This window comes from Rahnella sp. AN3-3W3, from assembly GCF_003263545.1.
In the GTDB taxonomy this organism is placed as follows: domain Bacteria; phylum Pseudomonadota; class Gammaproteobacteria; order Enterobacterales; family Enterobacteriaceae; genus Rahnella; species Rahnella variigena.
This window is the reverse complement of record NZ_JYDG01000116.1, coordinates 1-14,486: the sequence shown is the minus strand read 5'-3', so window position 1 is coordinate 14,486 and position 14,486 is coordinate 1. Positions and strand designations below refer to the sequence as shown.

Below are 14,486 nucleotides of genomic sequence, written 5' to 3'. Positions count from 1 at the left end.
GTGAGCATCAGCCCGGTGGCTACGGACAACATCGTTAACGCCACGGAAATCAATGCCGATCAGACTATCAGCGGCAAGGTCACCAACGCGGCGGCGGGCGATACCGTCACCATTACGCTCGGCGGTAAGACTTACACCACGACCGTTCAGGACGACCTGAGCTGGAGCGTCAGCGTACCTTCTGCGGATCTGAAAGGATTTGGCGACGGCGACCTGACCATCAATGCATCCGTGACCAATCAGCACGGCAACACCGGCACCAACGATCGTGAGATCAACATCGACGCCGGTCTGCCGGGTCTGCGTATCAACACCGTTGCTGGCGACGATGTCGTCAACAGCATCGAGATCCAGCAGAACCAGATCGTCAGCGGCACCAGCACCGATATCGCAGCGGGCAGCAGCGTGACCGTGACCATCAACGGCGTCGATTATCAGGCGACCGTTGGCGCGAACGGCGCGTGGTCTGCGGCGGTTCCGGCTGCGGACGTGGCGAACTGGCCAGCGGGTCAGCTTGCGATTAGCGTGACCGGCAGCGATGCTTCGGGTAACTCAGTGACGATTTCTAATAACGTCACCGTCGATCTGAGCAGCGTGGCGATCTCCGTGGATACCATCGCGGTGGACGACATCATTAACGCAGCAGAAAAAGCGGCAGATCTGACGCTGAGCGGTTCGACTCAAAACGTCGAAGCCGGACAGACCGTGACCGTGAATTTTGCGGGTCACACCTATACCGCGACTGTGCAGGACAACGGCAGCTGGAGCGTGAAAGTTCCGGCTGGCGATATGACCAGCCTGAAAGACGGCGACGTCACCGCAACCGCCAGCGTTACCAATGTGGCAGGCAACAGCGCCAGCGCGGCGAATACGGCGGAAGTGGATGCCTCTGCGCCAGCCATCACCATCAACACCATCGCCGGTGACAATGTGCTCAACAGCGCGGAAGCCGGTGCAGATGTGGTGCTGAGCGGGACGTCTACCGCCGAAGCGGGTCAGGTGGTGACCATCACCCTGAACGGCAACGAATACACCGCGACCGTTGGCACCGACGGCAGCTGGAGCACGTCGGTTCCGGCGGCGGACGCCTCGGCGCTGACCGACGGTACCTACGCTGTGAACGCGACGGTGAAAGACGTGGCGGGCAACAGTTCTTCTGTCAGCGGTTCAGTTCTGGTGGATATCACCGCGCCGGTCGTCAGCGTGAATACAGTGGCGGGCGACGATGTGCTGAACGCGACGGAACACTCGCAGGCACAGGTCATTAGCGGCGGCAGCACCGGCACCCAGCCGGGCAATCTGGTCACGCTGGTGATTGGCGGAGTCACTTATTCCACGGTGGTGGATGCCAGCGGCAACTGGAGTGTCGGCGTTCCGGCTGGCGTGATTAAGGGGCTGGCCTCCGGCGAGAACACGATTTCTGTCAGTATTACCGACAGCGCGGGCAACACCGGCAGCAGCGATCACCTGATCACCGTGAATGCCAGTGCGGTCAGCCTGAGCATCGACACGATTGCGCAGGACGACATTATCAATGCGGCGGAAAAGGGCACCAGCCTGACGATTTCTGGCGGCAGCGACATGCTGGCGACGGGCACTGAAGTGACCGTGGTGCTGAACGGAAAAAGTTATACCGCAGAAGTCGGCGCGAACGGCGCATGGACGCTGAGCGTTCCGTCAAACGATCTGGCGGCGATTGCGGACGGTAATTACACCGTGAGCGCCAGTGCCAGCGATGCGGCGGGCAATACGGCCAGCACAACGCACAACGTGGCGGTTGATGCTACCGCGCCTGCGCTGCTGATCAATCCGGTCACCGCCGATGGCATGCTGAATGCCGCCGAACTTGGCCAGCCGCTGACGCTCAGCGGCACGTCTACCGCGCAGCCGGGTCAGACGGTCAGCGTGACGCTCAACAATGAAACTTACACCACCACCGTGAATACCAACGGCACCTGGTCGGTGAATGTTCCGGCGGACGACGTGGCAGCCCTCAAAGACGGCACGCTGACGGTCACCGCCAGCACTACCGACGTGGCGGGGAATCCGGCATCTGCCAATACCTCAGTGATTGTCGATACGGTTGCGCCAACGCTGACCATCAGCACCATCGCCGGTGATGACATCATCAACACAACCGAGCAGCTGGCGGGTCAGACCATCAGCGGCACCACGTCGGCGGAAGCGGGACAGATTGTCACCGTGACCTTTAACAATCGCGAATACCACGCCACCGTCACTACCGGCGGCACGTGGAGCGTGAATGTGCCTGCGGCGGATTTCAACGGCGCGGCAGACGGCAGTTATACCGTCACTGCATCCGTGAAAGATGTGGCGGGTAATCCGGCGGCGACAGATTCTTCTGTCAGCCTCAGCGGTGCCGTACCTGAAATCACCATCAACACCTTCGCGCAGGACGATGTGGTCAGCGCGGCGGAACACAGTGGTCCGCTGGCGATCACCGGTACCTCAACCGCAGCGGCCGGTTCGACCGTGACCGTGACCCTGAATGGTGTGACGTACACCACGCAGGTGGCAAACGATCAGAGCTGGACGCTGAACCTGAGCGCCAATGCCGTGAACGCGCTGGCGGATGGTGAGAATTACAGCATCACGGCATCGGTCACCAACAGCATCGGTAACAGCGGTTCGGCCAGCCACGACATTGCGGTGGATACCACCGCGCCATCGATGACCATCAGCATTGATTCGGTCAGCGATGACACCGGTCGCAGCACCAGCGATTTCGTGACCAGCGATAACACCATCACGCTCAAAGGCGCGTTGTCTGCGGCTTTGGGTAACAACGAGTCCGCGCAAATCAGCCTGGATGGCGGGGTGACCTGGACCACGCTGACCGTGACCGGAACCACCTGGAGCTACGCGCAGGGAAGCGCGCTGGCGGATGGCAGTTACACCTATAACGTGCGGGTGATTGACGCGGCGGGTAACGTCGGATCAACGGCGTCGCAGACGGTGGTGATTGACACCGTGGCACCGGACGCCAGCCAGACCATCAGTATCGATGCGATTTCGCAGGATACCGGCCTGAGCAGCAGCGACTTTATCACCAGCGACACCACCATCAACCTGCGCGGCACGCTCGGTGCGACGCTGGGGGCGGATGAGTACGCACAAATCAGCCTCGACGGTGGCACGACCTGGAATGACGTCAGTATCAGCGGCCTGACCTGGACGTACATCGACGGGCGCACGCTGACCGACGGGGATTACAACTACCAGATGCGGGTGGTGGATCTGGCCGGTAACGTCGGCGCGACCGCCAGTCAGGTGGTCACGATTGATACTACCGCACCGGACAGCAGCAAAACGGTCAGCGTTGATGCCATCAGCACGGATACCGGTCTGAGCAGCACTGACTTCGTAACCAGTGACACCTCGCTGACCGTCACCGGTTCGCTTGGCGCAACGCTGGCTGCCGACGAAGTGGTGCAGGTGAGTGTCGACGGCGGTCTGACGTGGGCGAACGCGACGACGATCGGCACCGGCTGGACATTTACCGATGGCCGCACGCTTACCGACGGTGATTACACCTACAACGTCCGCGTGGTCGATGCGGCGGGTAACGTCGGTAACGTGACCTCGAAAGTGGTTACCGTCGATACCATTGCGCCGGACAGCAGCAAAACCGTGACCATCGACAGCATCACGACGGACACCGGTTCTTCTGCCAGCGATTTTGTCACCAGCGATACCTCGCTGACGGTCAAAGGGTCAATTGGCGCGGAACTGAGTCCGGGTGAAGTGGTGCAGATCAGCGTTGATAACGGCGCAACCTGGACCACCGTGACGCTGCAGGGCAGCACCTGGACTTACGTTGATGGCCGCACGCTGACGGACGGGCAGACGCTGTATCAGGTTCGCGTGGTGGATCAGGCCGGGAACGTCGGTCAGACCGCGCAGCAGGTGGTGACGATTGACACCACCGCGCCGACGCAAATCATCACCATTGAAGCGATCAGCAATGATACCGGCGATTCCGCCAGTGACTTCATCACCAGCGACAATACGCTGACGATGACCGGTTCACTGAGCGCGGCACTCGCCACCGATGAAAGGGCGCAAATTAGCCTCGACGGCGGTAAAACCTGGTCTGACGTGGTGGTCAACGGTCTGGGCTGGAGTTATGACGCGACCGGCACCGTGCTGGCGGACGGTAATTACAACGTGCAGGTTCGGGTTATCGATCAGGCGGGCAACATCGGCACCATCGGCAGCCAGACCGTGGTTATCGACACGCTGAACCCTGAAGCCGTGGCGACCATCGTTCAGTATTCCGATGACGAAGGCGATCGCACGGGTTCGTTCGGTTCCGGCACGTACACCGATGAAACTGCACCGACGCTGAGCGGCACGCTGAGCAAGGCGCTGGCCGATGGCGAAGTGCTGAAAATCTACCGTAACGGCGTGTATGTCGGCGTCGCTACGGTAGTCGGTCTGGCGTGGACCTTCTCCGATTCAGCGCTGGCGGACGGCACGTATATCTATGTGGCGAAATCGCAGGATCTGGCGGGGAACACCACGTCGTCCACTGATTTCACCCTGACGGTAGATACGTCGATTCCGACCACGATTGCCACCGTGACGCCAGAATCCACGCAGGATACGACGCCGATCATCAGCGGTACCTTGTCCGAAGCGCTGGGCGAAGGGATGTATGTGCAGGTGGTGGTCAACGGCGTGACCTACACGTCGGAAACCGGCGGCGCCGTGGTGGTCGATCCGCTGAACAACACCTGGTATCTGCAGGTGCCGGGCGCGCTCGGACTGGCAAGTTATGACGTGACCGCGCAGGTCAGAAGCAGCGCAGGTAACGGTAACGATGCCGGCATCAGCACCAGCGCGATAGTGATTTATGCAGAAACGGCGGTGGACACCAGCTGGGCAACCACTGCGGGTGCCACATCGACCAATGCCATGGCTTTCAGCCTGAACAGCGGCGGTTTGTGGAACATTGTCACCGGTATTTCCGATTACACCAGTTCTGGCCTGAACAGTTATACCGGCACCACGCTGACCAACTCACGCGGCAATATCGTGGTGAGCTACACGCTGGCCGATACCGACCGTAACGGCACGTCAGACATTTATGCGACGGAAACCAACTACGGTGGCTATATTCAGGGCAAATGGACGGCGAACACGGACGGCACTTATACCTACGGGCAGCAGGCGATCGGCACGCTGATCTGGTACGGCGGCGTGATTGCTTACGACAAAACCGGTGACGGCTGGGTTGATCTGGCTTACGGCGATGCCGGTGGTGACTCCCGTACTTATCTGGTCAACAACAATGGCGTGGTGACCCCAGACGGCACCAACGGTGCGGCGGGCCTTGCCGGAGTTTCTTATCGCGAAATCTCCGGTGTGGATATCAATAACGACGGTACCGTGGATATCGTTCAGCACACCAACCGCAACGGCGCGTACGCCCTGACGGTGGTGAACAATAACGGGACCGGCACATTGTCGGAAACGCAGAGCATCGCCAACGTGTTTGTGCCTAATGCCGCGAACACCACCACGGCCGTGTCTATGACCTGGGCGGATTTCAACGGCGACGGTCTGATGGACTTGTACATTTCCTCCGGCCTGAATCCGAACGGAACGTACAACTATGGTGGCGCGATTTACTACAACAGCGGGCAGGGAACGTTGCTGACTACGCCAACGGCGGTGGAAACATCGACCACGAACGCAGCGTCAGCCGGTTATCTGTCAGCCGCCGTGGACTGGGACGGTGACGGTGATATGGACATCATCAAGTTCAGCACCTATTCCGGCAGCCAGACCGCCACGTTGTATCTGAACGACGGCACCGGCAAAGGCTGGACAAACAGCGCGCTGGCGTCATCGCTGGTCAACGTAACGGGGATTGCGACCCTCGATTACGACTGGAACGGGACGCAGGATCTGCTGGTATCGCAGGCCAACGGCAAAGTGGTGTACATCGCTAACAACAGCACTATTGCTGACGGCACGGCGATCCACCTGCGCATTCTCGACGGCGAAGGGATGAACGTGTTCTACGGCAACACCGTGCAGCTTTATAACTCTGCCGGTGAACTGGTGGCCTCGCAGATCATCAACGCCCAGTCAGGTATCGGTATTAACGATGCCTCGGCGCTGGTGAATTTCTACGGGCTGGATCCGAATGAAACCTATTCGGCAGTGCTGGTACGTAACATCAACGGCGTGTCATCCAATGCGACCTGGAATGACCTGACCGCAGGCGATGGCACCAGCAGCTACTCGTTAACCGCAGATGCGGCAACCGGCGGTAACAGCGGGACGATCACCGGTACCGGCTACAACGATACATTTATCGCGGAAAGCGGCACCTATGTGTACAACGGCTCCGGCGGCTGGAGCACCACGTCAGACCATGCGACATGGAGCGCCACCGGCGGTCAGGACATCGTCGATTTCCGCAATGCCACCAGCGGCGTCACGGTGGATCTGAGCAGCAGTAACGCGCAGAACACCGGGTTCAACACGTCAACCTTCAGGGATATCGAGGGAATTGCCGGATCGAACTATGACGATGTGTTCACCGGCAGTGCGGGCGATAACGTGTTCGAAGGGCGCGGCGGCAACGATACCTTCAACTTAGGCAACGGCGGGCACGACACGCTGCTGTACAAGTTGCTGGACAGCGCTGACGCCACCGGCGGTAACGGCTCGGATACCATCAACGGCTTTACGGTCGGCACATGGGAAGGCACGGCGAACTCAGACCGTCTGGATCTGAGCGAGCTGTTGCAGTCCGGCGGTTACACCGGCACGGGCTCGGCCAGCTACGTCAATGGCGTGGCGACGCTCGATGCCTCGGCGGGCAACATCACCGATTACCTGTCGGTGACCACAGAAGGCAACAATACCGTCATCAAGGTGGATATGGATGGCAGTGGTTCAGCGCAGTCGATGACGACCATCGCCACGCTGAATAACGTGCATACCGATCTGGCGACGTTGCTGGCGAACCATCAGCTGATTGTCGGTTAATCAGTCGCAGAGCGGAGCAGGGGAAATACCCTGTTCCGCTTCTGCGGATGGCCTGTTCATGTTCCGGAATGAGCGTGAAGGAAGAATGAATTAGGGAAGAATGAAGATGAAAAAAGAGACCATGTTAGATAAAGGCTACACCGCCTGGCTGAAAGCCATGCTCGATATCGCGAAACACTACCGTCTGGATTATTCAGAAGAACACGTTAAAGCCACTATCGCGTGGGAAATGGGTTCACCGGCTGACGTCGTGCTTGATGAAATGGCAAAAAAGCTCGGGCTGGGGCGCGTGACCCGTGATTTGCATCCGCGTGATTTGGATCCGGTCAGTGTGCCGTTTGTGGTCACGCTCGATAACGGCCGGCTGGGTGTGGTGACACATCTGGACGCCAGCGGCCAGTGCGCCGTGCAATTTACTGAAGATAACGGGCTGGAAACCACCCTGACGTCTGAACAACTTTCTGAGCGGGCGCAAAGCATCACGCTGCTGCGACCGCTGCATACCATTCCCGATGCGCGCGTTGATAACTACATCAAACCGTACAAGAAAAATTGGTTCTGGGATCTGGCGCTGAAAGACTGGCGTCGTTACAGCGACATCATGCTGGCGTCGATGATTGCCAACGTGCTGGCGCTGGCGGGCATGTTGTTTTCCATGCAGGTGTATGACCGCGTGGTGCCGTCGCAATCTATCCCGACACTGTGGGTGTTATTTGCCGGTGTGATGCTGGCGATCACCTTTGAATTCGTGATGCGCATGGTGCGCGTCCATATTTCGGACGTAGTGGGTAAGCGCGCTGATTTGCGTATTTCCGACCGCGTTTTTGGCCGCGCACTGCGCATTAAAAACGGTGCCCGTTCCAAATCCACCGGCTCCTTTATTTCGCAAATCCGCGAGCTGGAATCAGTACGTGAACTGATCACCTCGACCACCATCAGCGTGATGGCCGACCTGCCGTTCTTCCTGCTGTTCACGGTGATTTTGTGGATGATTGGCGGTCCGCTGGTGTTTGTCGTGTTACTGGCGCTGCCGCTGTTGCTGATCCCCGGATTACTGATCCAGAAACCGCTGGCGAAACTGGCCAGTGAAGGGATGCGCGAATCGGCGGTGCGTAATGCGTCGCTGGTGGAAGCGGTGGAATCTCTGGAAGACATCAAACTCATGCGCGCCGAACAACGTTTTCAGAACCAGTGGAATCACTGCAATGAAGTGTCGGCGGATATCAGTATGCGTCAGCGTTTTCTGACCAGCATGCTGATGACCTGGACGCAGGAAGTGCAGTCCATCGTCTACGCCGTGGTGCTGCTGGTCGGGTGTTATCTGGTGATGAGCGGCGATATGACTACCGGTGCGCTGGTCGGCACCACGATTCTGGCCTCACGTACCATTGCGCCGCTGGCGCAGATTTCCGGCGTACTTTCCCGCTGGCAGCAGGCGAAAGTCGCGCGTAAAGGGCTGGATGAACTGATGCAGCGCCCGATTGATCAGGAAGACGGTCAGAAGATGGTCCACAAGGCGCAAATCACCGGTGATTACGCGCTGCATGACGCGGTGTTTTATTACGATGAGGAAGAGAAAGTCGCCAATCTGACCATTGCAAAACTGCACATCAAACCGGGTGAGAAAATCGCTGTGCTGGGCAAAAACGGTGCGGGCAAATCGACGCTGTTGCAGGTGCTGGCGGGTATGCAGCAGGTTCAGCAAGGGCAGGTGGTGCTCGATAACGTCAATATTAAACAGATTGATCCGGCGGATTTACGCCGTGACGTCGCGCTGCATAACCAGAATGCCAGCCTGTTCTTCGGGTCGGTGCGCGACAACATCACTATGGGACGCCCGCAGGCCACTGACGAAGAAATTCATCAGGCGCTGGTCATCAGCGGTGCGCTGACGTTTGTGCAGCAAAAAGAGAACGGTCTGAATTTCCTCATTCATGAAGGCGGTGTCGGACTTTCCGGCGGTCAGCGTCAGGCACTGTTGCTGGCGCGTAATATCATCACCCAGCCGCAGGTTTTGTTGCTCGATGAACCGACCGCATGGCTGGATGAGATTTCTGAATGGAATCTGATCAATCAGCTCTCCGGCTGGACAAAAGACAAAACGCTGGTCGTCGCCACGCACCGTCTGGCGCTGTTACAGCTGGTGGATCGCATCATCGTCATGGATAACGGACGGATTTCTCTCGACGGTAACAAAGACGAAATCCTCAACAAGCATTTCAGGCAAAAAGGACAGGCACCGGCAGCGGCGCAACAGCCCGTGAAACCGCCGGTTAAACAGGAGGCATCATGATGAACGGACGCACATCATTCCAGCGCCAGCAGGCAGAAAAAGCACTGCCACGCTCCACCCTTCTGGTGTGGGCCTTATCGCTGATGCTGCTGTGTTTTTTCCTGTGGGCGAATTTCTACACCCTGGATGAAGTCACCACCGGCACCGGTAAAGTCATTCCTTCTTCTCACGAGCAGATCGTGCAGTCGCTGGAAGGCGGAATTGTTCACAGCATCGACGTGCAGGAAGGCGAAGTGGTGGAACGCGGGCAGCGTCTGGCGCAGCTCGACCGGACCAAAACCGAATCCGGCGTCCAGGAAAGCGTGGCGCGTTTACATGCCGCGCTGGCGACGGCGGCGCGTTTGACGGCGCAGATCAACAACACGCCGCTGGTGTTTCCGCAAGAGCTGGATGACGAGCCGGAGCTGGTGAAATCAGAAACTGAACTGTACAACTCCAGCCGCAACAGTCTGGAAAAGCAGTTAACTGGCCTGAAACAGGGCGTGACGCTGATCCGTCGTGAGCTGTCGATGACCGTGCCGCTGGTCAAACAGGGCGCGGCCAGTGACGTGGAAGTGCTGCGTCTGCAACGCCAGATTAATGAAATGGAAAGCAAGGCGACCGATCTCGAAACGCAGTATCACGTGCGCGCCGGTGAAGAGCTGGCAAAAGCCAACGCCGAGATTGAAGCGCAGCGCTCGGTGATTTTAGGGCGTAAAGACTCACTGAATCGTCTGGAATTCTTCTCGCCGGTCAAAGGGATTGTGAAGAATATCGACGTTAATACCGTCGGCGGCGTGATCCCGCCGAATGGCAAGCTGATGACGCTGGTTCCGATCGACGATCAGATGCTGGTGGAAGCGCAGATTTCCCCGCGGGATGTGGCGTTTATTCATCCGGGGCAAAAAGCCAAAGTGAAGATTACCGCCTATGACTATTCCATCTACGGCAGTTTCGACGGCGAAGTGACCACCATTTCTCCGGACACGATCCAGGATGAAGTGCGCCGTGATGTTTACTATTACCGGGTGAATATCAAAACCAGCTCCAATTATCTGGAAAATAAACACCACGAGAAGTTTTATATTTTCCCCGGCATGATCGCGACGGTAGATATCAAAACCGGCAACAAAAGCATTCTTGATTATCTGCTGAAGCCGCTCAACAAAATGAACGAAGCGCTCAGGGAGCGTTAATCTTCCTTCCCGCCCTCTGAAAAACTGCAGCCTGAGTGCTGCAGTTTTTTTTATTACCGGTGTTCAGCCAGCTGAATCAGTGATGCACAGCAATATACCGTTCGTACTTTGCCGGTTTTAGCTGGCTGAGATCCACCAGCACCAGACCATCAATACAGTTGTTGAATTCGGGGTCGCTGCCGAAATCAATGAACTGCACGCCGCCGCTTTCACATAGTTCTGAATACTGCTTATACAGCGCCGGAATACTGCATCCGAGATTGGTCAGTAAGCGCTTCAGACGTAGCAAATCTTCCTGATAATCGTCGCCGCAAAACTGTGCCAGCACATCGGGCAGCGAAGCCGGATACGGGCGGCGCGAGGTCGCCAGCGGTAACGCCGGCGCAAAATACAGGCGATAAAACGCTACCAGCAAATCGCGGGCGGGCAGCGGCATTCCGCCGGAAATCGACACCGGACCAAACAGATAACGCGTCTGCGGATATTTCGCCAGATACGCGCCAATGCCCAGCCACAGGTAATCCAGCCCGCGTTTGCCCCAGTAAGCGGGCTGAATAAAGCTGCGTCCGAGTTCGATGCCCTGCGCCAGAATCGGGTCCATCTGATGGCCGTACTGGAACAGACTCTGGCTGTAAATTCCGTTCAGTCCTTTGCTGGCGACCTGATCGGCGGTCGGGATAAACCGGTAAGCGCCGACGATTTCCAGCGCCTGCGGATCCCATAAGACCAGATGATAATAATCGTCGTCGTAGCCATCGAGATCACGGCGGCGACCGCTGCCTTCACCGACGGCGCGGAACGCAATTTCCCGCAGACGCCCCAGCTCGCGCAGAACGGGGACGTAATCCTCGCCGTGACGACGATAGAGATAAATCATTTTGCCGTCCGGCGTTTTGCCCAGCACTTCACTGGCTTCCAGTGCATGTTTCAGTACGGCGCGATCTTCCGCACGGGCAATTGAGGTTTCAGTGTGGAACAGCCCCGGTTTACCTGCGCCGAGGCGGTAAAGATGTTTACGAAAACGCGCCGCCAGATCGCCTGCCTGCATTTGTCCGTCGTGCCAGCTGGAGTACGGAATGCGTGCGCCAATTTTCAGCGTCAGGCTGTTGCCGCGCTGGCCGAACATTTCATGCACCAGCAATAGCGTGCTGAGCGGGCGGTAAATCATCGACGTGAGATAAAACAGCGCGCTGTTGCTGCCGCTGATATGTACCGGCACCACCGGCGCACGGGCTTTGGCCGCCAGACGCAGAAAACCGGTGTGCCATTTGCCGTCGCGCACGCCTTTGGAACTCATGCGGGAGACTTCACCCGCCGGGAACACAATCAGCACGCCCTGATTCTCCAGATGTTCCTGCATCTGTGTCACCTGATTGCGCCGCGTGCGGTTGCCCATATTGTCCACCGGGATCATCAAACTGCCCAGCGAGGACACCAGCGACAACAACTGGTTCGCCACCACTTTGACATCCGGACGCACCGACGCCACCGCGTGCAGCAGCGCCAGACCGTCCAGCGTACCAATCGGATGGTTGGCGACAATCACCACCGGCCCGTAACTCGGGATTTGCTCGCGGTCACGTTCCGTCAGTTCACAGCGAATAGTAAAATGCTCCAGCACCTGCTCGGCCATATCAATCCCTTTCAGGTGCTGATACTGACTGGCAAAGCGGTGAAATTCTTTTTCGCGGAATAAGATTTTTAACAGACGGCGTTGCCAGGAAGGGGTTTTGTGCTGCGGGTCGAGATCCTGAAACAGGGTATCCATGCTGAACATAGGATGTCCTCCGGTTGAAGTCTCCCGACCATAATCAGGGCGCATGACAGTGATGTGTCACTTTGATGGCAGTACGGGGAAGCCTGAATAAAACAGCGGTTCAATTTGTTGCGAAAGTCATCAATTGCTAATAAAGTCAAAGACTCATTTACGGCTTCGCAACATGCCTGAACCTTCTTCGTGAGACACGAATTTCCATGCCTGAACCTGCTTCGCCCGACCTTGCTGCGGTCAGCCCGTCTAAGACCACGCTGCGAATTCTCTCCATTCTGGTGTTCAACTTTGCCAACTATCTGACCATTGGCCTGCCGCTGGCGATTTTGCCGGGTTACGTCCACGAACATCTTGGTTACAGCGCGTTCTGGGCCGGGCTGGTGATCAGCCTGCAATATTTCGCCACGCTGCTGAGCCGTCCGTATGCCGGGCGTTATGCCGATAAAATCGGGCCGAAGAGGGTGGTGATGTTCGGGCTGAGCGGTTGTCTGCTCAGCGGCGTGTTTTATCTGCTGGCGCTGGGATTTGATGCGTCACCGGCGGTCAGCCTGGCGTTGTTGTGCGCCGGACGGATATTACTGGGCGCAGGGCAAAGTTTTGCCGGAACAGGCTCGACGCTGTGGGGGATCAGCATGGTAGGTTCGCTGCATATCGGCAAAGTGATTTCGTGGAGCGGCGTGGTGACCTATGGCGCGATGGCCATTGGCGCACCGCTCGGCGTGCTGATTTTTAGTCTCGGCGGACTGATGCTGCTGTCGGCCTGCATCATTCTGGTGGCGCTGGCGGCGTTAATCACCGCATGGCGCAAACCGCCGGTAACCGGCACGGCGTCCACGCAAATTCCGTTCCGTCAGGTGCTGGGCAAGATCATGCCGTACGGCATGATGCTGGCGCTGGCGTCCACCGGCTTTGGTGTGATCGCCACCTTCATCACCCTGTTTTACGCCGCCAAAGGCTGGTCGGGCGCGGCGTTCTCGCTGACTTTCTTCAGCGTGGCATTTGTCGGCATGCGGCTGTTACTGCCCAACAGCATTACGCGTTTTGGCGGATTGCAGGTGGCGCTGGCCTGTTTTGTGGTGGAAATCGCCGGGCTGATGATGGTTTTTTTCGCCCCGACCGCATGGGCAGCGATGGCCGGTGCGTTTATTACCGGCGTAGGATTCTCGCTGGTGTATCCGGCGCTGGGCGTGGTGGCGGTGAAGAAATTGCCGCAGGAAAATCAGGGCAGCGCGCTGGCGACCTATTCGGCGTTTCTGGATTTATCTCTGGGAATTACCGGCCCGCTGGCCGGTGTGCTGATGGCGCAGGCCGGGATTGATGCGATCTATCCCGGCTCGGCCTTGCTGGTATGTATCGCGATGGCGCTGGGTCTGCGGTTGCTGTTACGTCAGCCCTCGCCGGAAACCAGCGCCTCTGTCAGTACCGATTAAACCGCCTGCCGGAGGCCACGGATGCGGCCCATATGCAGCGTATCCACCAGCTCGCCGTCACGCATGGCGTAGCACGGGCTGAGGCCTTCAACGCTGAAACCGAACTTTTTGTACAGCCCGATAGCAGCCTCGTTATCGGCATAGACCGTCAGTTCAACGCGGGTCACGTGCAGCCATTTGTCGCATAACTCAAGGGCAGCTTCGATAAGCTTGCTGCCGACGCCTCGCCCCTGAAATTGCGTATCCACACCAATCCCGAACGTTGCCACATGGCGGCGTCGCCACGGCTGCTCGACCATTAAGGTCAGATTGCCGACCAGTTTGCCGTCGATGCACGCCACCAGCGCGAACCGGCCGGGCGCGGCGTTAGCAAGCCGGTCTTCCCAGAGCGTGGAGGGCGGATAAGGAAGTTGTAGTGTGTCGCTGTAAACAGGAACCTGAGCGTATAGGTGCTGAAGCGCCTCTGCATCTGCGGCTTCAGCGTGACGAATGACTATTTCGCTCATGGCGACACTCCTCTTTTTGTGTTTACTGTTTGAATATCCTCTACATTTATCAGGAATAGGAAAACTGTCAATTGAATGTTTGGTGAAAAAAAATGCTTTACAAGTGCGAATGATAATGATTATTATTGCCATGCGTTCCGGGGATGGCCTCACACCAAGGTCAAACGGGTCCCCATGAATGCACGACATTGCTCACATTGCTTCCAGTATTACTTAGCCAGCCTTATGCTGGCTTTTTTTTTCTTCATATTTTGAGCCGTGGGTTCGTTGGCTGCGTTCGCTCAC

Annotated in this window: 6 protein-coding genes; 4 read left to right on the top strand and 2 right to left on the bottom strand. The window is 57.7% G+C overall.

Annotation, left to right across the window (positions count from 1 at the left end; all coding sequences use genetic code 11):
• The 3 genes from UC15_RS23905 to UC15_RS23895 all read left to right on the top strand — a co-directional run.
• A partial coding sequence (locus tag UC15_RS23905) for an Ig-like domain-containing protein (protein WP_157961030.1) occupies positions 1–7,026 on the top strand: 7,026 nt, incomplete at its 5' end.
• 106 nt (positions 7,027–7,132) lie between these two features.
• A complete protein-coding gene (locus UC15_RS23900; RefSeq protein ID WP_232829981.1) occupies positions 7,133–9,319 on the top strand; it encodes a type I secretion system permease/ATPase in 2,187 nt (728 codons plus the stop codon).
• On the top strand, positions 9,319–10,494 hold the full coding sequence (locus UC15_RS23895) for an HlyD family type I secretion periplasmic adaptor subunit (RefSeq protein WP_112291508.1): 1,176 nt from the start codon (positions 9,319–9,321) through the stop codon (positions 10,492–10,494). Before UC15_RS23900 ends, UC15_RS23895 begins: the two co-directional genes overlap by 1 nt.
• 76 nt (positions 10,495–10,570) lie before the next feature.
• On the opposite strand, the gene UC15_RS23890 is transcribed toward UC15_RS23895, so the two are convergent.
• Positions 10,571–12,271, bottom strand: a complete 1,701-nt coding sequence (locus tag UC15_RS23890) for a lysophospholipid acyltransferase family protein (RefSeq protein ID WP_112291507.1) — start codon at positions 12,269–12,271, stop codon at positions 10,571–10,573.
• 197 nt (positions 12,272–12,468) lie between these two features.
• Between UC15_RS23890 and UC15_RS23885 the strand changes: the two genes are divergently transcribed.
• Positions 12,469–13,695: an MFS transporter gene (locus UC15_RS23885; RefSeq protein WP_112291505.1), complete on the top strand. Its 1,227-nt coding sequence runs from the start codon at positions 12,469–12,471 to the stop codon at positions 13,693–13,695.
• Here the strand turns inward: UC15_RS23885 and UC15_RS23880 are convergent.
• Positions 13,692–14,201, bottom strand: a complete 510-nt coding sequence (locus tag UC15_RS23880) for a GNAT family N-acetyltransferase (protein ID WP_112291503.1) — start codon at positions 14,199–14,201, stop codon at positions 13,692–13,694. The two genes, UC15_RS23885 and UC15_RS23880, sit on opposite strands and share 4 nt — an antisense overlap.
• Positions 14,202–14,486: the final 285 nt, after the last annotated feature.